Below are 18,189 nucleotides of genomic sequence, written 5' to 3'. Positions count from 1 at the left end.
ACGCGTCAGTCGCACACCGTCTCGTACGTGTAGGCGTTCCCGTAGCCGTGCCCGTACGGGACCTGCACCGTGCGGCAGCGGGGCTGTCGGGGCGCCGGGGGCCGCTGCTGCGGATACCGGACGGTGGGCGTCGGCGGCGGCGCCGGTGACCGGCGGGCCGTCTCCGCCGGGCACATGGCGCCGGTGACCCCGCAGGGGACCATCTCCGGTGCGTCGCCGGTGTCGACCGCGAGCGCCGCGATCCCGGCGACCGCCAGGCCCACGGCAAGGCCGACCAGCGCCGACCGTACGGAGGGCCCGGCGGTCGGACGTCGCCCCGCTGTCGGCGGATGGGCGGGAGGTGGCGGCATCTCCCCGTGCACCCGCTCCGATGGGGGGTCGTCAGGGAGTGTCTGGTGGTGCATGAACGGATCCTTCGCCGCCTGATGTCCGAGACGATCGCGGTAGTGGATCAAGCGGGGTGATGACGTATCAATCATGACAGGTCAGAGGGCATTTTCGTAGGACGAACGGCATAGTCGTTTGCCCTGGTGCGACCCCCTCTGCGGCTTTCAGAATCAGCGTCATGAATCACACGGCGCACATCAGTCACCACGAGGTCCTGCGAGCCCGGGTCGCCCTCCTCGGGTCCGGAACACTGCCCATCCGCCAACAGGTCGCCGCCTACCGCACCCTCGTCCAGGTCAGTCCGCTCGCCTACCTGCCGCTGCTGACGGAGGCTCTGTTCGAGTACAGCCGCATCGAGTTCGCCCACCGGCCCCGCATAGCGCTGGCCCTGCGGGCCGAGTCCGTCGCCGCCGCGCGCCGGATGTGCGCGCTGGAAGCCGGCCGGGAGGGGCTGCTCGTGACCGCGCTGGTCAACTACCGGGAGCAGTTGGAGCTCATGGGCCGGCAGGCCGAACTCGCCGCCGTGGACGCGGAGATAGCCCGCAGCGGGTCCAACGGGACGCACTGACCGGTCCGGTGGTGATTCGGCCACCCGGGGGATCCCACATGGCAGCGGGTCCCCCGGGAACGGCACAATCGGGCCGACGGTACGGAACGAGGGGGCGACCATGGCAGTGGATGCGAAGGCGGAAGCCGGCGGGGAGATCCCCCTGCTCGCGGGGGCGCCCGTCGTCGGGTCGCTGTTCGACCTGAAGGGCGACACGCTCGCCACCTACCTGCGGGCCCAGCGGCAACACGGCGACGTCGTGCGGATCTCCGTCGGCCCGCCCGGCCTGCGCGCCGAGTTGCACTGCCTGTTCTCGGCGGAGGGCGCCCAGCAGGTGCTCGCCGGCCAGTCGGCCAACTTCCGCAAGGACAACCCCTTTTACCAGGAGATCCGGGACTCCTTCGGCAACGGGCTGCTGACCAGCCAGGACGAGGACTACCTGCGCCAGCGCCGGCTCATCCAGCCGCTGTTCACCAAGCGGCGGGTGGACGGTTACGCCAGGGCCGTGGCCGCCGAGACCGCGTCGGTCATAACGGCGTGGCAGGGGGCCGCGGACGGGGTCGTCGACGTGTCCGACGAGATGACGCACTTCGCCCTGCGCGCCGTCGCCCGGATCCTCTTCGGTACCGACGTCGAGGCCGCGGTCGACGTCGTGGCCCGGTGCGTTCCGGTCCTCACCGATTACGTGCTCCGCCGCGGCTACTCCCCCGTCAACATCCCGCGCACCTGGCCCACCCCGAACAACCGGCGGGCGGCCGCGGCGCTGGACGAGCTGTACGGGGTCTGCGACGAGATCATCGCCGTGCGGCGGCGGACGGCGGACTCCGGGGAAGGCGGCGAGGGGGAGGACCTGCTGAGCCTGCTCGCCGGTGCCAGGAGCTCGGACGACGGGGAGTTCGACGCCTCCGAGCTGCGCGACCAGGTGCTGATCTTCCTGCTCGCCGGGCACGAGACGACCGCCACCTCCCTCTGCTTCGCGCTCCACCTGCTGGCCCGCCACCCCGAGCAGCAGCGGCGGGCCCGCGAGGAGATCACCCGGGTGCTCGGCGACCGCACGCCCGAGGCGGCCGACATGGACCGGCTCCCGTACCTCACCCAGGTACTCAAGGAGGCCATGCGGCTGTACCCGGCGGCCCCGGTCATCGGCCGCAACGCCGTCGCCGCCTTCGAGTCCGGCGGGTACACGATTCCGGCCGGCGCGAGCGTGATACTGGCGCCGTGGGTGACGCACCGCCACCCGGACTACTGGGCGGATCCGGAGCGCTTCGACCCCGACCGGTTCACCCCGGAGGCGGAGGCGGCGCGCCCGCGCTACGCCTGGTTCCCCTTCGGGGGCGGTCCGCGGGCCTGCATCGGGCAGCACTTCTCGATGCTGGAGTCGGTGATCGCGCTGGCCATGATCCTGCGGGCCTACGAGTTCGAGGCCGTGGACACCTCCGTCCCGGTCAGCACCGGGATCACCCTGCTGACGCAGGGGCCGACGCGCTGCCGGGTCAGGAGCTTGGAAGGCTGAGGGCCGCCCGGCCATCATGGCCGGATGGATGAGGTGATTGAGGAGATTCCAGGTCGTTTGTCCACGTACGTACGGAGACCCGCGCGGGCCCTGCTGCCCGGTTCCCCGGCCCGGGCGCCACTGCCGCGCCGGATCGGCGACTTCTTCCTCATCCGCTTCCTGAAGGCGCTGCCCGACGACCTCGCCGACGCGGTGGCCGCGCTCCTCGATCCCTTCGAACGGGCCGCCCGGCTGATCGGGCGGCTCCTGCACGGCCCGGCCCTGCGCGGCGGCTGGGGCAGCGAGGCCGGGCGCCTCGCCCTGGCCCTGCACGGCTTCCACTGGACGCGCTGGCACACCGAGACGCGGGGCCCGCGCGGCACCTTCGCCGCGACCCCGGGCAGGATCACCGCCCGGCCGCCGTGGGGCCGCGGGGACCCGGCCCGGGAGAGCCGCACCGCGGGCTGCGCGCTGCGTCCGGTACCGCCGCTGCGGCGCCGGCCGACGCGGGTGGACCTGGCCTTCGCGGACGGGTCCTGGCTGTCGCTGCGGATGAACACGCGGGCCGACGCCGCCCGGCTGCGGGCGCTCGTCCAGCCGCACGACCCGTAGCGGCCCTAGACCTTCGTCTGCGTGTGGTTGCCCTGGAGCCGTTCGAGGTCCGAGGGGCGGACCTGGATGACGAGCAGCGCGATCAACGCGCCGACCAGGGTGAACAGGGCCGCCACCACGAACGCCGCGCTGATGCCCGAGGTGAGCACCTGGTCGCTCCACGGCTTCGGGTACTGCCCGGTGCGCTTGAAGTAGGCCAGCTGTTCGGGGCTGGCGGTGCGCAGGAAGCCCGGCGCCTGGTCCTTGGCCTCGTTGCGGCTGGCCGTGCCGAAGACCGTCACCAGGATCGACAGGCCGAGCGAACCGCCAATCTGCTGCATCGAGTTGAGCAGTCCGGATGCCGCTCCCGACTCCCGGTCGGGGACGTTGGACAGGGCCATCAGCGTCAGCGAGACGAACTGCAGACCCATACCGAGGCCGAAGATCAGCAGCGGGCCGAGGATGCTGCCCAGGTACGTCGAATGGATGTCGGTCTGCGTCAGCCAGGCGAGGCCCGCCGCCGAGCACAGCGCGCCGGCGACCATGAAGGGTTTGGGCCCGAACTTGGGCAGCAGCTGCGAGGTGATGCCGGCGCCCACCGCGACGACCGCGCTCACCGGCAGGAAGGCGAGGCCGGCCTGGAGCGGGCTGAAGCCGAGCACGATCTGCACGAAGAGCGTGAGGAAGAAGAACATGCCGAAGATCGCACAGGCGAGCATCAGCATGATCCCGTAGGTCCCGGCCCGGTTGCGGTCGGCGAACATGTGCAGCGGGGTGATCGGCTGCGGCGAGCGGCGCTCGTTGAGGAAGAACAGGGTCAGCAGGACCACGGCGGCGCCGAAGGAGCCGAGCGTGAAGGGGTCGCGCCAGCCTTCCTGGGAGGCTCGGATGAAGCCGTACACAAGCGCGACCATGCCTGCGGTGGACAGCAGCGCTCCGGCGAGGTCGAAGTGCCCGGGGTGGCGTTCGGACTCGCGGATCACCTTCCTGGCCAGCACGGCGATGAGGACGGCGATCGGGACGTTGACGAAGAACACCCAGCGCCAGTTGAGCCATTCGACGAGGATGCCGCCCGCGAGCAGGCCGATCGCGCCGCCGGCCGCCGAGACTCCCGCGAAGACGCCGAAGGCGCGGTTGCGCGCGGGTCCTTCGCGGAAGGTGGTGGTGATCAGTGCGAGGGAGGTCGGCGAGGCGATGGCTCCACCGACGCCCTGGAGGGCCCGGGCGGCCATCAACTGGCCCTCGTTCTGCGCCAGTCCGCCGAGCAGGGAGGCGAGGCCGAAGATCAGGACGCCGAAGATGAAGACGCGTTTGCGGCCGAGGATGTCGCCCGCCCGGCCGCCGAGGAGCAGCAGACCGCCGAAGGCGAGGGTGTAGGCGTTGACGACCCAGGAAAGGCTCTCGGTGGAGAAGTCGAGCGCGGTCTGGATGTGCGGCAGCGCGATGTTCACGATGGTGATGTCGAGGACCACCATGAGCTGGCAGGAGGCGATGACGAACAGCGCGAGACCGTTCCCGCTTCCTCGGACCTTGCCGTCGGTCCCGTTGGTGTTCGGCGATGTGTTCGCGTCCACCTTTTCGACGCTAAGCCCGCTCCCACGGGGTCACCACTCGAACGGCCTAGTGCCACACCCTACGGATAGTGCCATTTCACATGTCACACTGCTGATATGGATGACTTCCTCAGGCTCTCCGCCGACACGGCCCGGTTCACCCACGGAGCCCCGCGCGCCTTCTCCTTCGGGGACGGCGGCCGGCTGCTCTGGTTCCTCCGGTCCGACGGCCCCACCGACGCCCTGGACAGCCTCTGGGTACTCGACACCGCCACCGGCACCGAAACCCGGCTTGCCGACCCCCGCGAGCTGTGCCCCGAGCCGGGCCCCGCCGCGGGCCGCCTGCCCGCCGCCGAGCGCCGGCTGCGCGAGCGCATCCGGCTCGTCGCCGCAGGCATCGGCTCGTACGCGCTCTCCGGCGACGGCCTGCGCGCCGTCTTCGCGCTGTACGGGCGCCTGTACGAAGTCAGCGCCGCCGGAGCCGGGACGCCCGAGGAGGTCCCGGCCGCCGGACCCGCCTTCGACCCGCGCATGAACGCCGACGGCTCCCGCACCGCGTACGTCTGCGACGACGCCTTGCACCTCGCCCCCGGCGGCCGGGTCAGCCCCGACGACGGGGCCCGCTGGGGCGTGGCCGAGTTCGCCGCCGCCGAGGAGCTCTCGCGCGCCCGGGGCCACTGGTGGTCCCCGGACGGCAACACCCTCCTGGCCGCCCGCGTCGACGAATCCGGCCTCCCGCGGCGGTACTTCACCGACCCGGCGCACCCCGAGCTGCCGGGCGAGGACATCGCCTACCCCGAGGCGGGCGGCCCCAACGCCGACGTCCAGCTGTGGGTCCTGCACCCGGGCGGGCACCGGATACGGCTCGACTGGGACGCCGGGACCTACCCGTACGTCTCCGACGCGGGCTGGGAGACGGAGTCGGAGATCCTGCTCACCGTCCAGGACCGGCTCCAGCGATGCGTCCTGCTGCTGTCCGCCGACCCGGCCACCGGCCGCACCCGGGAGCTCTCCCGCACCACGCACCCCCAGTGGGTGGACCCCCTGCTGCCCGGCACCCCGGCCCGCCTCCCCGACGGGCGGATGCTGACCTCCGCCGACACCCCCGGCGGAGCCGCCCGCGCCCTCGCCGTCGACGGGAAGCCGCTCACCGGCGACGCGGTCCAGGTCCGCCGCGTGGCCGGGATCCACGAGGGCTCCCTGCTCATCGAGGCCGCGCTGCGCGACCCCGCCGAACAGCAGGTGCTGCTCCTCGACCCGGCCACCGGGGAGCTGACCCCGCTCGCCGACGGCCCCGGGGTGCACTCCATCGAGGCCTCGGCCGGGACCCTGCTGCTGACCTCGGCCGACGCGGACGGGTTCCGGCGGACCGTACGCACCGCGGACGGGCGGCAGTTCACCCCCGCCGACCTGTCCGAGCCGCTCCCCCACCGGGTCGTCCCGGTCCTGGAGCGGGTGACCGAGCACGGCGTCCCCACCGCCCTGGTCCTCCCCCGCGGCCACGTCCCCGGCCGCCGGCTGCCCGTACTGATGGACAGCTACGGCGGCCCGGGCATGCAGGACGTCAGCGCCGAACCGCGCCGCTGGCAGGCCCGCCAGTGGTGGGCCGACCAGGGCTTCGCCGTGGTGACCGTCGACAACCGCGGGACCGCGTACGTCTCTCCCGCCCACACGCACGCCATGTACCGCGGCTTCTCCGGGGTGCCCCTGGAGGACCAGGTCGCAGCCCTGCGGGCACTGGGCGCGCGCCACCGGGACCTCGACCTCGGCCGGGTCGGCATCCGCGGCTGGTCCTACGGCGGCTACCTCTCGGCCATGGCGGTGCTCCGCCGCCCGGACGTCTTCCACGCGGCGGTGGCCGGGGCCGCGCCGACCGACTTCCGGCACTACGACACGGCGTACACCGAGCGCTACCTGGGCCTCCCGCAGGACCACCCGGAGGTCTACGAACGGGACTCCCTGCTCCCGGACGCCCCGAAGCTGACCCGCCCGCTGCTCCTCGTCACGGGCCTGGCCGACGACAACGTCCACCCCTCCCACACCCTGCGCCTCTCGCAGGCCCTGACGGACGCGGGCCGCCCCCACCAGCTGCTGGCCCTCCCGGGCGTCACCCACATGACCCCGGGCGGCACCCGCGAGAAGGTGATGGCGCTGGAGCTGGAGTTCTTCCGCCGCGAGCTGGCCCTGGCCTGAGCCGCACCGAACGCGCGGAAGGGCCCCGGAGACGCCGTTGTCCCCGGGGCCCCTCCCCTTCCCCTGGATCCCCGTCAGTCACCGGGGAAGTGACAGGCCACCTCCCGCGAGGCGGCGAGCCGCAGCAGCGGCCGCTCGGTGCGGCAGACCTCCTGCGCCTTGGGGCAGCGCGGGTGGAAGGTGCAGCCCGGGGGTGGGGCGGCCGGGCTCGGCGGGTCGCCGAGCAGCACGATCCGCTCCCGCCGCCGTTCCGCCGCCGGGTCGGGCAGCGGGACGGCGGACAACAGCGCCCGGGTGTACGGGTGCTGGGGGTTCTCGTAGAGGGACTTCTTGTCCCCGATCTCGACGATCCGGCCGAGGTACATGACGGCGACCCGGTCGCTGACCCGTTTGACGACGGAGAGGTCGTGCGCGATGAACACGTAGGCCAGGCCCAGTTCCGCGCGCAGCCGCTCCATCAGGTTGACGATCTGCGCCTGGACGGAGACGTCGAGGGCGGAGACCGGCTCGTCGGCGATGACGAGGCGCGGGCTGGTGGCCAGCGAGCGTGCGATGCCGATGCGCTGGGCCTGGCCGCCGGAGAACTCGTGCGGGTAGCGGTCGATGTGCTCGGGGATCAGGCCGACCAGGTCCATCAGCTCGGCGGCCCGGCGACGGGCGTCGGCCGCGCTCCAGCCCTGGACCAGCAGCGGGTCGGAGATGATCCGCGCCACGGTCTGGCGGGGGTTGAGGGAGGAGTGGGGGTCCTGGAAGACCATCTGGATGTGCCTGCGCATCGGCCGCATGGCGGACGCGGAGAGCCGGCTGATGTCCTTGCCCTCGAAGGCGACCGTGCCCGAGGTGGGCTCCAGCAGCCGCACCAGCATCCGGCCCGTGGTGGACTTCCCGCAGCCCGACTCCCCGACCAGCCCGAGGGTCTGACCGGCGGCCAGGTCGAAGGAGACCCCGTCCACGGCGCGCACGGGCGCCCCCCGGCGCCCGGTCACGGACCGCTTCCCGGGGAAGGTCATGGTGAGGTCGCGGACGGAGAGCAGCGTACTTGTCATCGGGCCGCCTCCTCGGCGGTGCGGTCCCCAAGGGCGTCCGCGAAGGCGAAGTGGCAGGCCACCGTGCGGGCGTCCGGCCCGTGCCCGTGGGCCTCGAGGGCCGGGCGTACGTCGGTGCAGCGCGCGGCCGCCTTCGTACAGCGCGGGGCGAAGGCGCAGCCGTCGGCCGGTGCGAGCAGCGAGGGCGGGGAGCCGGGGATGAAGGGCAGGGGGACGTCGTCGGCGGTGTCGAGGCGGGGCAGCGAGTCGAGCAGGCCGCGGGTGTAGGGGTGGGCGGGTTCCGCGAACAGGGCCTCGGCGGCGGCCTGTTCGGCGGCCCGGCCGCCGTACATGACCAGCACCTCGTGGGCGACGCGGGCGACGACCCCCAGGTCATGGGTGATCATCACGACGCCGAGGCCGCGCTCCTCCTGGAGCCGGGCGATCAGCTCCAGGATCTGCGCCTGCACGGTGACGTCCAGGGCGGTGGTCGGCTCGTCGGCGATCAGCAGGTCGGGCTCGCAGGCCAGCGCCATGGCGATCATGGCGCGCTGGCGCATGCCGCCGGAGAACTGGTGCGGGTACTCCCCCGCCCGGCGGGCCGGTTCGGGGATGCCGACCTCGCCGAGCATGTCGACGGCGCGTTTGCGGGCGGCGGCCCGGCCGGCCTTGAAGTGCACCCGGAAGTGCTCGGCGATCTGCTCGCCGACCGTGTAGTAGGGGTGCAGGCTGGACAGCGGGTCCTGGAAGATCATGGCCATCTTGCGGCCGCGGATGCGGGACAGCTCCCGCTCGGACAGGCCGGTCAGTTCCCGTCCGGCGAGCGTGACGGAGCCGCTCACCTCCGCGCCCTCCCGGTGCAGGCCCATCACGGCCAGCGAGGTGACGGATTTGCCCGAGCCGGACTCGCCGACGATACCGAGGGTGCGGCCGGCCTCGACGGTGAAGCCGATCGAGTCGACGGCCCGTACGACGCCCCGCGGGGTGGTGAACGTGACGCTCAGGTCGCGGACTTCGAGGAGCGGTGCGGCCATCAGTACCTCACTCTCGGGTCGACGACGGCGTACAGGAGGTCGACGACGAGGTTGGCGACGACGATGAAGAAGGCGGCGAGCAGGGTGACGCCGAGGACCACGGGCTGGTCGGAGCTGACGAGCGCCCCGTAGAACAGCCGCCCGATGCCGGGGAGTCCGAAGATGGACTCGGTGATGACGGCCCCGGCGAGCAGTCCGCCGAGGTCCATTCCGAAGATGGTCAGGATCGGGGTCATCCCGGAACGCAGCCCGTGTTTGACGACGACCGTGCGCTCGGGCATGCCCTTGGCGCGGGCGGTGCGGATGTACGGCTCGGCCATCGCCTCGATCATCGAACCGCGGCTCTGGCGCGCGTACATGGCCGCGTAGAGCAGGGCGAGCGCGATCCACGGCAGCAGCAGGTTGGCCGCCCAGGCGAGCGGGTCGTCGGTGAAGGACTGGTAGGCGGGGTAGGGCAGCAGGCCCGCGACGCGGATGACTCCGTAGATCAGCATCACGGAGGTGAAGTAGACGGGCAGGGAGGCGGCGGCGACCGCGCCCACCATCAGGGCCTTGTCGGTGGCGGTGTCCTTGCGCAGGGCGGCGGTGACCCCGGCGCCGAGGCCGAGGGCCAGCCACAGCACGGCGGCGCCGACGGCAAGGGAGGCGGAGACGGGGAGCCGGTCCATGAGCAGGTCCCAGACGGGCAGGGAGTTCTCGTACGAGTAGCCCAGGCAGGGGAAGTCGCACTGGACGGCGTACTGGCCGGTGCCGAGGGTGCGGCCGGTGAAGATGCCGGTCAGGAAGTCGGTGAACTGCCGCCACAGGGGCTGGTCGAGGCCCAGGTAGGCGCGTACGTCGGCCAGCCGCTCGGCACTGCAGGTCTTGCCGCAGGCGGCCGCGGCCGGGTCCGCGGGCAGGACGTAGAAGATGAGGAAGGTGACGGCGGCGATGGCGAGCAGCACTCCCGCGAGGGCGAGCAGCCGGCGGGCGAGGTAGAGGATCACGTGCGGCCGCCCCTCGGGTCGAGGATGTCGCGCAGGGCGTCGCCGAGCAGGGTGAAGGCGAGCACGGCGAGGAAGAGGAACACGCTCGGGATCACGAAGTACATGGGGTCGGTCTCGTAGAAGGCGACGGACTCGGCGATCATCTGGCCCCAGGAGGGGGTGGGCGGGCGGACGCCCACGCCGAGGTAGCTGAGCGCCGCCTCGGTGCTGATCATGCCGGGGATGAGCAGGGTGGTGTAGGCGATGACCGGGCCCGAGACGCCCGGGAGGATGTCGCGGGTCAGGATCCGCCAGGAGCCGGCGCCGCCGACGCGGGCGGCGTCGACGTACTCGCGGTGTTTGAGGGAGAGGGTCTGGCCCCGGACGACGCGGGCGACTCCGGGCCAGCCGAAGATCCCGATGACACTGGTCATGAGGACGATGCGGTTGACGTCCTTGGCGACGGACAGCATCGCGATCATGAAGATGAGGGACGGGAAGGACATGGTCAGGTCCATCAGCCGGGACAGCACCGCGTCGGTGCGGCCGCCGAAGTAGCCGGCGGCGATCCCGGCGGCGGTGCCCGCGACGACCACGATGGCGGTCGCGGCGAAGGCGATGAGGAGGGAGACCTGCGCGCCGTGGACCACGCGGGCGAACAGGTCGCGGCCGGTGACGGGTTCGACGCCGAGCCAGTGCTCGGGGCTGATCCCGCCGAAGGAGCCGAGGGGCTGGCCCCCGAGGTAGGGGTCGATGGCGGTCTTGTCGAACTCCTCGGGCGACCAGCCGCCCAGCGCCCCCAGCCAGGGGGCGGTGACGGCCATCAGGACGAAGAGGAGGACGACGCAGAGGCTGACGCGGACGGCGGGACGGCGGCGGAGCTCCCGCCGGGCGAGCTGCCAGGGGCTGCTGCCGGGCGGTGCCGACGCTGCCGCGGGCTTGGCTTCGGCGGTGTCGGGGGCAGCGCCCGGTGCTGTGGTGGTCATGGTGTCGGGGGCTCCGGATTCCTCAGCCCTGGCTCTTCGAGGGGTCCTTGAGGCCGACCGTCGCGTAGTCGATGGTGCCGGTCCACACGGGGTGGCCGAAGGCGCCCGCGATGTTGGGCCCGATGAGCAGCGGCTTGCGCTCCAGCAGGACCGGGATCGAGGGGGACTTCTTCATGATCTCGGCGTCGAGGTCGATCCAGGCCTGGTTGGCCTGCTTGGCGTCGGCCATGGCGTTGATCTCGTCGATCCGCTTCATGACGGCGTCGTCGCGGAACTGGGCGTAGTTGCCCTGGTTGCCCTTGTCCTTGATGGTGCGTCCGTCGAAGACGAACGGGATCCAGGTGGAGCCGGAGGGGTAGTCGGGGCACCAGCCGGTGAGCGTCATGTCGGGGGTGGTGGAGAGGTCGCCGATGACGTCGTAGTAGGCGCCCGGGTCGACGGTGTCGACGACGACCTCGATGCCGACGCGGGACAGGCCCTGCTGGATCGCCTCGGCCTTGCCCTTGTCGCCGGTGGAGACGGCGAGGGAGACCTTGAGGGTCTCCTTGCCCGCGGCCTTGAGGAGTTCCTTGGCCTTGGCCGGGTCGCCGGCCGGGGGGATCTTCAGGGTGTCGGCCTGCTTGCCGCCGGAGAGCGCCGGGGGCAGGTAGGCGGTGGCGACCTCGTTGAGGGCCGGGCCGCCGCCCGCGGTGACCACGGCCTCCTTGTCGAGGGCGTACTGCATGGCCTCGCGGACCTTGGGGTCGTTGAAGGGGGCGCGGGAGTTGTTCAGGTGGAGCATCTCGGTGCAGCCCTGGGACTCGGCGAGCAGGCGCGCCTTGACGTCCTCCTTGGGCAGCACCTTCGGGGCGCTCTCGGGCCGCATGTCCTGGTACTCGACGGCGGAGGCGTCAGCGCCCTCGCCCGCGATGATCCGGTCGTCGATCTGGCCGCCCTTGAGGCCCATGACGACCACGAACTTGTCCGGGTAGGCCTTGCGGACGGTGTCGGTCTTGGGGTCCCAGTGCTCGTTGCGGACGAGCACCAGCTTCTTGTCGCGGTCGTACGACTCGATCTTGTACGGGCCCGAGGAGAACGGGCGGGAGTCGTACTGGGTGCCCTTCTCCTGGGACTGCGGTACGGGCGCGAAGGTCGGCAGGGTGGCGGTCGCGGAGAACTCGGCGACCGCGCGCTTGAGTTCGAAGACGATCGTGCGGTCGTCGGGGGTCTTCACCGAGTCGAGGTGCTGCCCCTGGAGCGGGCCCTTGTAGCCCTCGGTACCGGCCAGGTACTGGGCGGCGTAGTCGGGGCCGCCGGTGAGGTCGGGGGCGAAGGAGCGCTCGACGTTGTACTTGATGTCCTGGGCCTTGATCGGCGAGCCGTCCTCGTACTTCACGCCCTCCTTGAGGGTGAAGGTCCAGGTCTTGCCCCCGTTGGACGGGGTCCCGAGGTCGGTGGCGAGGTCGGGGACCAGCTCGCTGCCGGCCTTGCCGGGCTCGGCCTTGAAGGTGACGAGCGTGCGGTAGAGGAGGCGGGTGCCGAAGTCCATCGTCGGCATCGTCCAGTTGCGGGCCGGGTCGAGGTGGGAGAAGTCCTGGTTGGACAGGACGGTGAGGGTGCCGCCCTTGACCGGGGTGCCGCCGAGGATCTTGCCGTCGTTCGCGGCGGCGGGGTTGGAGGCGCCCCCGCCCGCGGAGCCCTTCTTGGTGTCGGAGCAGCCCGAGGCGCCGAGTGCGAGTGCTGCCACCAGGGCGGTGGCGAGGGCGAGTTGGGTGCGCTTGGTCATGGTCACTCCAGTGAAGGGCCGCGCTCTACGATGTGACCGGTAACATAGTAATGTGAAATTGCACTGACAAGAGGTTGGGCGGCCCGTTATCCAGCCGTGTCCAAATCGCTCCGGGCGGTGGGATGTTGGAGCCGTCCTATGCTTCCGCCATGGATCCGATACGGCCGCCCGAGATGCCCGAGCTCATCCACCTGGCCGAGGTGCTGGAAGGGCTCGGCCGCAACCCGGCCCTCCCCGACGACCTCGCCGTACGGCTCCTGCCCTACGGCATGGCCCCGCTGCGACTGGCTCTGCGGGCGGGGGTCGCGCCGAGCACCGCACTGTGCGAGGAGTTCCTGGCGCGCGGGGAGCGCGAGGCGCTCGCGCGCTCCGAGTCGCTGCCCCCGGCGCTCGCCGAGCTGCTCGCCGCCGACCCGGACCCGGACGTGCGGGCCGTGCGGGCGAGGGTGGAGGGCGCCGGGACCGGGCGGCACGCGGTGTTCGCCGCCGATCCCGACGCCCGGGTGCGGGCGGCGCTCGCCAACAGCGGGACGGAGCTCCCCGAGGACGTCCTGCGGGTGCTGTTCACCGACGCCGACCCGCAGGTGCGCGCCGCCGCATGCAAGCACCGGCCGCCGCACGACCTGCACGCCGCCCTGCTGGCCGATCCGGCCACGCGCAGGCGCGTCGTACGCTTCGCCCGCCTGGACCCGGACACCGCTGCCGCGCTGGCCGCCGATCCCGGCGAGGAGGTGCGGGCGCAGCTCGCAGTACACCCGGACCTGCCGGCGGAACTGCGGGACCTGCTGGCCCGGGACCCGAGCCCCCACGTGCGGGGGAAGGTCTTCACCCGCGGGGACACCCCGCCGGAGCTGAGGGACGAGATCCACGCGGGGCTGGCCGCCGGGGCCCGCCGGGCCGACGAGGACTGGGAGGGCGCGGAAGAGGACGACATGTACTGCGAAATCGTCCTCATCTCCCTGGACGGGGAGGGCTACCCCTGGGTCGCGGCCGACCCCGTCCCGCACGCCGCCTCCCCCTATCCGGGCCTGCGGCGCGCGGCGGCCCGCAGCGAGCGGCTGCCGACCGCGCTGCTGCGGGAGATGCTGTCCGACGAGGACCAGCAGATCCGAATGATCGCCCTGGCCGGAACGCCCGGCGTGGACCTCGCCACGGCCGAGGACATCGAACGGCGCCACCGGCGGTCGAAGTTCGGGGACCGGCCCGCGGACTACTTCGCCTTCCCGCCCGAGACGCTCCGGCGGTTCGCCACCGACCCGGACGCCCGCATGCGCGTACTGGCACTGCGCGACCCGGAGTTGCCCGCCGCGCTGCTCGACCGGCTGGCGGCGGACGAGGACTCCACCGTCCGGCGGGCCCTCGCCGAGGACTCCCGGACGGCGCCAGGCACACTGCTGCGCCTGCTCGGCGACGGCTCGCAGTCCGTCGCCGTGGCCGCCGCGGCCTCGCCCCAGCTGCCGGCGGCGGCGATGCGCGCGCTGCTCGACCTGGCCGCCCGGGCCGGCGCCGCCGAGCGCGGGCAGGTCGTGCTGCTGTGCGGGCCGTCCGCGTCGGGCAGGGACGCCCGCGCGCGGGACCTGGAGCGCCGCGGATACACCCGGCTGTCCGTCGACGAGGACGTCCGGGACCGGCTCGGGAGCGATCCGGCCGGGCTCGCGCCGGAGGCGTACGACCGGCTGCGGGCCGACGTCGAGCGGGAGTTGCGGTGCGAACTCGGGCAGCTGTTGGATGACGGGGAGCCCGTCGTCCTCGACCACGGCTTCCTGGACCGGTCCGCGCGGGAGCGCTACCAGGCCCTGTTCGAGAGCCACGGCCGCCGTTGGGAGTCCGTCCGCGTCGAACACATCGAGGCGGACCCGGCCCCCGTCGGCGGCCGGGCCCGACAACCCTGAGACCCGCGGCAGGCCCTACTGGAGGCCCGAGCCGAGGCGGCCCGGGGTGCGGCCCACCGGCTCGTCACGGCCCTGGGCCCAGAGGGAGCGGACGTGGCCGAGGTGGCGGGCCATGCACTCCTCGGCGGCCTCGGCGTTGCCGCTGATCATCAGGTCGAGCAGCTCGATGTGCTCCTCCGCCGAGGAGACCAGCTTGCCTGCCTCGTCCAGGCCGGTCAGGCCGTACAGCCGGGACCGCTTGCGCAGGTCGCCGACCGTCTCCACGAGGCGGTCGTTGCCCGCGAGGCCGAGCAGGGTCAGGTGGAAGCGGCGGTCCGCCTCCAGGTAGCCGATGAGGTTGTGCTCGCGCGCGCTGCTGACGATCTCCTCGGCGATGGGGCGCAGCTCCTCCAGCTGCTCGGCCGTGGCGATCTTCGTGATCCGGCCGATGGTGGGGACCTCGATCATCGTGCGCAGCTCGGTGTACTGGTCCAGGTCGCGCTCGCTGACCTCGGTGATCCGGAACCCCTTGTTGCGTACGGGCTCCACCAGGCCCTCGCGGGCCAGGTCGAGCATCGCCTCGCGCACGGGCGTGGCCGAGACGCCGAGTTCGGCCGCGAGGCCGGGGGCGGAGTAGACGCTGCCGGGGCGCAGCTCGCCCGCTATCAGGGCCGCCCGGAGGGCGTGGCCGACCTGGTCGCGCAGCCGTTCCTGGGCCTTGATGAGACTGTGCTGCTTGAGGTCACCCATTGCTTTTCCTCCGATGGCCCGACACCCTCGATGGGCAGAGGAACAGCGTACAATGTCACGTTGCGCTGCTCGCCCCGGCGGCCTCGAACAACGCGACCGCCACGGCAAGATCCTCCCAGGCCATGCCCACACTCTTGAAGAGCTGTGGACAACTCCGCGGCCCTCCGGGCGGCATCCGCCCGGCCACCAGGTCGGCGAGGGTGCCGGTGATGTGGCCGGGCCCGATGGCCCCCTCCGCCTCCGGGACCAGGAGGTCCCCCGCCTCGCGCAGGGCCGCCGCGCGCGACTCCACGTACACCGCCGCCCGTCGCACGAGGGCGGTGTCCGTCTCCCGGGCCGTCGGCTCGTGCGAGCCGACGGCGACGACGGTGGCGCCCGGGGCGACCAGGCTCCCGTCGAAGAGCGGTTCGCGGGCGGTGGTGCAGCAGACGACCAGATCGGCGTCGGCCACATCCTTCGCGGTGCCGGTACGGGCGGCCGGAGCGAGGGTACGGGCGTGCGCGGCGAGCCGCTCCGCCCGCTCGGGGTTCCGCGCGACCACCACCACCTCCGCCAACTCCCGCACCGCGAGCACCGCTTCCAGGTGCCCGTACGCCTGCGGTCCCGAGCCGAAGATCACCAGCCGCAGCGGCCGCCCCGCCGGAGCCAGGTGCCGCAGCGCCAGGGCGGAGACGGCCGGGGTGCGCAGGGCGGTCAGGGCGGCGCCGTCGAGCAGGGCGAGCGGGCGCAGGGTCGGCCCGTCCAGCAGCAGGTACGAACCGGTGATCCGGGGCAGCCCGCGGGCCGGGTTGCCGGGCGCCACCCCGGCGATCTTCACCCCGGCGTACGAGGCGGACGCGGCCGGCATCAGCAGCAGTTCGCCCCCGCCCGGTACGGCGAGCGCGCTGCGCTGCGGGCAGCCCTCCGGGTCGAGGCCGCCGAGCAGCGCCGCGGCCAGGGCGTCGGCCGCCCCGGCCGGGGTGAGCAGCGCGGCCATGGCCTCGGCGCTCAGCTGGGGGATGCTCACAGCTGGAACCCCGTGCCGAGCGGGTCGTGCGGGTCCACCGTGAAGGCGTGCTCGCCGGTGCGGTAGGCGGTGCCGGTGACCTCCGTGACACCGCCGGCCAGCACCCGCCCGGTGAACACCGTGCCCGTCACCGACTCGTGCAGCAGGTCCTCGCCCGGGCCGAGCCGCCCGTCCTCCGCGAGCAGCGCCAGACGCGTCGAGGTGCCGGAGCCGCAGGGCGAGCGGTCGATCTGCCCGTCGGCGAAGACGGTGACGTTGCGCTGGTGCGGCCCGAAGGGGGTGTCGGGCAGCTCCTCGTGGAGGATCACCCCGTAGACCCCGGACAGCAGCGGGCCGTCGGGGTGCCAGGTGGCGGGGTGGCCGGCCAGCGCGGCCCGGATCTCCGCCCCGGCCCGCACCAGGTCGGGCAGCGCGGCCCGGGTGACGTCCAGGCCGAGGTCCCGGGCGCGGACGGACGCGTAACAGGCCCCGGCGTGCGCGATGTCCACCTCCGCGATCCCGAGCGTGGTGGCGACGGGCACCTTGCGGGCGCCCACCCTGGCGGGGACGTTGCGGAAGGTGACGCCGGTGGTGCGGCCGCCGTCCCGGTGCACGGTGGCGGTGACCCGGCCGGACGGCACGTCGATGCGCACGGGCACGTCCCCGTGGTCCGGGGCGGCGACCAGGCCGGCGTCCACGGCCCACGCCCCGAGGGCCATGGTGCCGTGGCCGCACGCGGTGGAGTAGCCGTCCTTGTGCCAGAACAGCACCCCGAAGTGGGCCCCGTCGTCGTCGGCCGGGACGACGAACCCGCCGTACATCCCGGCGTGCCCGCGCGGCTCCTGCACGAGCAGGCGCCGTACGTCGTCCAGCGCGCCCCGGCGCGGCGCGGTCCCGGAACCCCCGGGGCCGATGGCGGTGGCGCACCGCTCGGCGACCGTGTCCCCGGGAACGGGTGGCAGGCCTTCCAGCACGATGCGGAACGGCTCGCCGGCGGTGTGGTAGTCCACCGTGCGGACGGTGTTCACAAGAGGAAGCCTCCGGGGAAGGGGTCGGTCGGGTCGAGGAAGTACTGGGCGGTGCCGGTGATCCAGGCGCGGCCGGTGACGGTGGGGACGACGGCGGGGCGCCCGCCGACCGTGGTCTCGGCGACGAGCCGGCCGGTGAACTCGGTGCCGATGAACGACTCGTTGACGAAGTCGGTGCCGAGGCCGAGCAGGCCGCGGGCGTGCAGCTGGGCCATGCGCGCGCTGGTGCCCGTGCCGCAGGGCGAGCGGTCGAACCAGCCGGGGTGGATGGCCATGGCGTGCCGGGAGCGGCGGGCGTCGGAGCCGGGGGCGGCGAGGTAGACGTGCTTGACCCCGGCGATGGAGGGGTTCTCGGGGTGGACGGGCCGGTCGTCGCCCGCGTTGATCGCGTCCATGACCGCGAGGCCGGCGGCGATCAGGTCGTCCTTGCGGGACCGGTCGAAGGGCAGGCCCAGGGCGTCGAGTTCGACGAAGGCGTAGAAGTTGCCGCCGTAGGCCAGGTCGTAGGTGACCGTGCCGAAACCGGGGACCTCGGTCTTCAGGTCGAGTCCGGCGCTGAAGGAGGGGACGTTGGTGAGGGTGACGGCGGTGGCCGCCCCGTCCTCGACGCGGACGTCGACGCTCACCAGTCCGGCCGGGGTGTCGAGCCGGACGGTGGTGACGGGCTCGACGGCCGGCACCATCCCGGTCTCGACCAGGACGGTGGCGACCCCGATGGTGCCGTGCCCGCACATGGGGAGCAGGCCCGACACCTCGATGTACAGGACGCCGAAGTCGGCGTCGGGGCGGGTGGGGGGCTGCAGGATGGCGCCGCTCATCGCGGAGTGCCCGCGCGGTTCGTACATGAGCAGGGTCCGGACGTGGTCCATGTGCTCGATGAAGTGGAGCCGCTTCTCGGCCATGGTGGCGCCGGGGATGACCCCGACTCCCCCGGTGATCACCCGGGTCGGCATGCCCTCGGTGTGCGAGTCCACCGCGTGGTAGATGTGGCGCGTGCGCATGGGTTCCCCCCAGTCT

The 18,189-nt window shown here is 72.9% G+C and carries 16 protein-coding genes; 5 read left to right on the top strand and 11 right to left on the bottom strand.

What is annotated here, in order from left to right:
- Positions 1 to 5: 5 nt before the first annotated feature.
- Positions 6 to 404 carry a hypothetical protein gene (locus tag AB0O21_RS10120; RefSeq protein ID WP_365168599.1) on the bottom strand — a complete coding sequence of 133 codons (399 nt, stop codon included), beginning with the start codon at positions 402 to 404 and terminating at the stop codon, positions 6 to 8.
- 161 nt (positions 405 to 565) lie between these two features.
- On the opposite strand from AB0O21_RS10120, the gene AB0O21_RS10115 reads away from it, so the two are divergent.
- From AB0O21_RS10115 to AB0O21_RS10105, 3 genes are all read left to right on the top strand, one after another.
- On the top strand, positions 566 to 955 hold the full coding sequence (locus AB0O21_RS10115) for a hypothetical protein (protein WP_365168596.1): 390 nt from the start codon (positions 566 to 568) through the stop codon (positions 953 to 955).
- A 100-nt stretch (positions 956 to 1,055) separates the two neighbouring features.
- A complete protein-coding gene (locus AB0O21_RS10110; protein ID WP_365168594.1) occupies positions 1,056 to 2,447 on the top strand; it encodes a cytochrome P450 in 1,392 nt (463 codons plus the stop codon).
- Between the two features lie 24 nt (positions 2,448 to 2,471).
- Positions 2,472 to 3,038: a hypothetical protein gene (locus AB0O21_RS10105; RefSeq protein WP_365168591.1), complete on the top strand. Its 567-nt coding sequence runs from the start codon at positions 2,472 to 2,474 to the stop codon at positions 3,036 to 3,038.
- A 5-nt stretch (positions 3,039 to 3,043) separates the two neighbouring features.
- On the opposite strand, the gene AB0O21_RS10100 is transcribed toward AB0O21_RS10105, so the two are convergent.
- Positions 3,044 to 4,591 carry an MFS transporter gene (locus AB0O21_RS10100; protein ID WP_365168589.1) on the bottom strand — a complete coding sequence of 516 codons (1,548 nt, stop codon included), beginning with the start codon at positions 4,589 to 4,591 and terminating at the stop codon, positions 3,044 to 3,046.
- Positions 4,592 to 4,687: 96 nt separating this feature from the next.
- Between AB0O21_RS10100 and AB0O21_RS10095 the strand changes: the two genes are divergently transcribed.
- A complete protein-coding gene (locus AB0O21_RS10095; protein WP_365168587.1) occupies positions 4,688 to 6,763 on the top strand; it encodes an alpha/beta fold hydrolase in 2,076 nt (691 codons plus the stop codon).
- Between the two features lie 74 nt (positions 6,764 to 6,837).
- Here the strand turns inward: AB0O21_RS10095 and AB0O21_RS10090 are convergent, their stop codons facing one another.
- From AB0O21_RS10090 to AB0O21_RS10070, 5 genes are read right to left on the bottom strand one after another with little or no spacing between them, the layout of a single operon-like run.
- Complete coding sequence (locus tag AB0O21_RS10090; protein WP_365168585.1) at positions 6,838 to 7,809, bottom strand: dipeptide ABC transporter ATP-binding protein; 972 nt, start codon at positions 7,807 to 7,809, stop codon at positions 6,838 to 6,840.
- Positions 7,806 to 8,822, bottom strand: coding sequence for an ABC transporter ATP-binding protein (locus tag AB0O21_RS10085; RefSeq protein WP_365168582.1), 1,017 nt, complete (start codon positions 8,820 to 8,822; stop codon positions 7,806 to 7,808). The genes AB0O21_RS10090 and AB0O21_RS10085 overlap by 4 nt, the downstream gene beginning before the upstream one ends.
- On the bottom strand, positions 8,822 to 9,808 hold the full coding sequence (locus AB0O21_RS10080) for an ABC transporter permease (RefSeq protein WP_365168580.1): 987 nt from the start codon (positions 9,806 to 9,808) through the stop codon (positions 8,822 to 8,824). The genes AB0O21_RS10085 and AB0O21_RS10080 overlap by 1 nt, the downstream gene beginning before the upstream one ends.
- Entirely contained in the window at positions 9,805 to 10,773 is a 969-nt protein-coding gene (locus AB0O21_RS10075; protein ID WP_365168577.1) for an ABC transporter permease, read from the bottom strand. Before AB0O21_RS10075 ends, AB0O21_RS10080 begins: the two co-directional genes overlap by 4 nt.
- Before the next feature lie 22 nt (positions 10,774 to 10,795).
- Positions 10,796 to 12,538, bottom strand: coding sequence for an ABC transporter substrate-binding protein (locus AB0O21_RS10070; RefSeq protein WP_365168575.1), 1,743 nt, complete (start codon positions 12,536 to 12,538; stop codon positions 10,796 to 10,798).
- Positions 12,539 to 12,687: 149 nt separating this feature from the next.
- Between AB0O21_RS10070 and AB0O21_RS10065 the strand changes: the two genes are divergently transcribed.
- Entirely contained in the window at positions 12,688 to 14,430 is a 1,743-nt protein-coding gene (locus tag AB0O21_RS10065; RefSeq protein ID WP_365168573.1) for an AAA family ATPase, read from the top strand.
- A gap of 15 nt (positions 14,431 to 14,445) precedes the next feature.
- Here the strand turns inward: AB0O21_RS10065 and AB0O21_RS10060 are convergent, their stop codons facing one another.
- The 4 genes from AB0O21_RS10060 to AB0O21_RS10045 are packed head-to-tail and all read right to left on the bottom strand — an operon-like array spanning position 14,446 to position 18,173.
- Positions 14,446 to 15,159, bottom strand: a complete 714-nt coding sequence (locus AB0O21_RS10060; protein ID WP_365168571.1) for a GntR family transcriptional regulator — start codon at positions 15,157 to 15,159, stop codon at positions 14,446 to 14,448.
- A 55-nt stretch (positions 15,160 to 15,214) separates the two neighbouring features.
- Positions 15,215 to 16,135 carry an NAD(P)-dependent oxidoreductase gene (locus AB0O21_RS10055; protein ID WP_365168862.1) on the bottom strand — a complete coding sequence of 307 codons (921 nt, stop codon included), beginning with the start codon at positions 16,133 to 16,135 and terminating at the stop codon, positions 15,215 to 15,217.
- Between the two features lie 26 nt (positions 16,136 to 16,161).
- Positions 16,162 to 17,172, bottom strand: coding sequence for a proline racemase family protein (locus AB0O21_RS10050; protein WP_365168569.1), 1,011 nt, complete (start codon positions 17,170 to 17,172; stop codon positions 16,162 to 16,164).
- On the bottom strand, positions 17,169 to 18,173 hold the full coding sequence (locus AB0O21_RS10045) for a proline racemase family protein (protein ID WP_365168567.1): 1,005 nt from the start codon (positions 18,171 to 18,173) through the stop codon (positions 17,169 to 17,171). The genes AB0O21_RS10050 and AB0O21_RS10045 overlap by 4 nt, the downstream gene beginning before the upstream one ends.
- Between the last annotated feature and the right edge of the window lie 16 nt (positions 18,174 to 18,189).

The organism is Streptomyces sp. NPDC091371, assembly GCF_040684275.1.
In the GTDB taxonomy this organism is placed as follows: Bacteria; Actinomycetota; Actinomycetes; order Streptomycetales; family Streptomycetaceae; genus Streptomyces.
This window is presented reverse-complemented; position numbering and strand designations above follow the sequence as displayed.

Bases quoted from the DNA above. Each gene is read 5' to 3' on its own strand.
- AB0O21_RS10110 (WP_365168594.1), top strand. From the start codon at position 1,056: ATGGCAGTGGATGCGAAGGCGGAAGCCGGCGGGGAGATCCCCCTGCTC.
- AB0O21_RS10115 (WP_365168596.1), top strand. From the start codon at position 566: ATGAATCACACGGCGCACATCAGTCACCACGAGGTCCTGCGAGCCCGG.
- AB0O21_RS10105 (WP_365168591.1), top strand. From the start codon at position 2,472: ATGGATGAGGTGATTGAGGAGATTCCAGGTCGTTTGTCCACGTACGTA.
- AB0O21_RS10045 (WP_365168567.1), bottom strand. From the start codon at position 18,173: ATGCGCACGCGCCACATCTACCACGCGGTGGACTCGCACACCGAGGGC.
- AB0O21_RS10060 (WP_365168571.1), bottom strand. From the start codon at position 15,159: ATGGGTGACCTCAAGCAGCACAGTCTCATCAAGGCCCAGGAACGGCTG.
- AB0O21_RS10085 (WP_365168582.1), bottom strand. From the start codon at position 8,822: ATGGCCGCACCGCTCCTCGAAGTCCGCGACCTGAGCGTCACGTTCACC.
- AB0O21_RS10090 (WP_365168585.1), bottom strand. From the start codon at position 7,809: ATGACAAGTACGCTGCTCTCCGTCCGCGACCTCACCATGACCTTCCCC.
- AB0O21_RS10075 (WP_365168577.1), bottom strand. From the start codon at position 10,773: ATGACCACCACAGCACCGGGCGCTGCCCCCGACACCGCCGAAGCCAAG.
- AB0O21_RS10070 (WP_365168575.1), bottom strand. From the start codon at position 12,538: ATGACCAAGCGCACCCAACTCGCCCTCGCCACCGCCCTGGTGGCAGCA.
- AB0O21_RS10065 (WP_365168573.1), top strand. From the start codon at position 12,688: ATGGATCCGATACGGCCGCCCGAGATGCCCGAGCTCATCCACCTGGCC.
- AB0O21_RS10095 (WP_365168587.1), top strand. From the start codon at position 4,688: ATGGATGACTTCCTCAGGCTCTCCGCCGACACGGCCCGGTTCACCCAC.
- AB0O21_RS10120 (WP_365168599.1), bottom strand. From the start codon at position 404: ATGCACCACCAGACACTCCCTGACGACCCCCCATCGGAGCGGGTGCAC.
- AB0O21_RS10055 (WP_365168862.1), bottom strand. From the start codon at position 16,135: ATGGCCGCGCTGCTCACCCCGGCCGGGGCGGCCGACGCCCTGGCCGCG.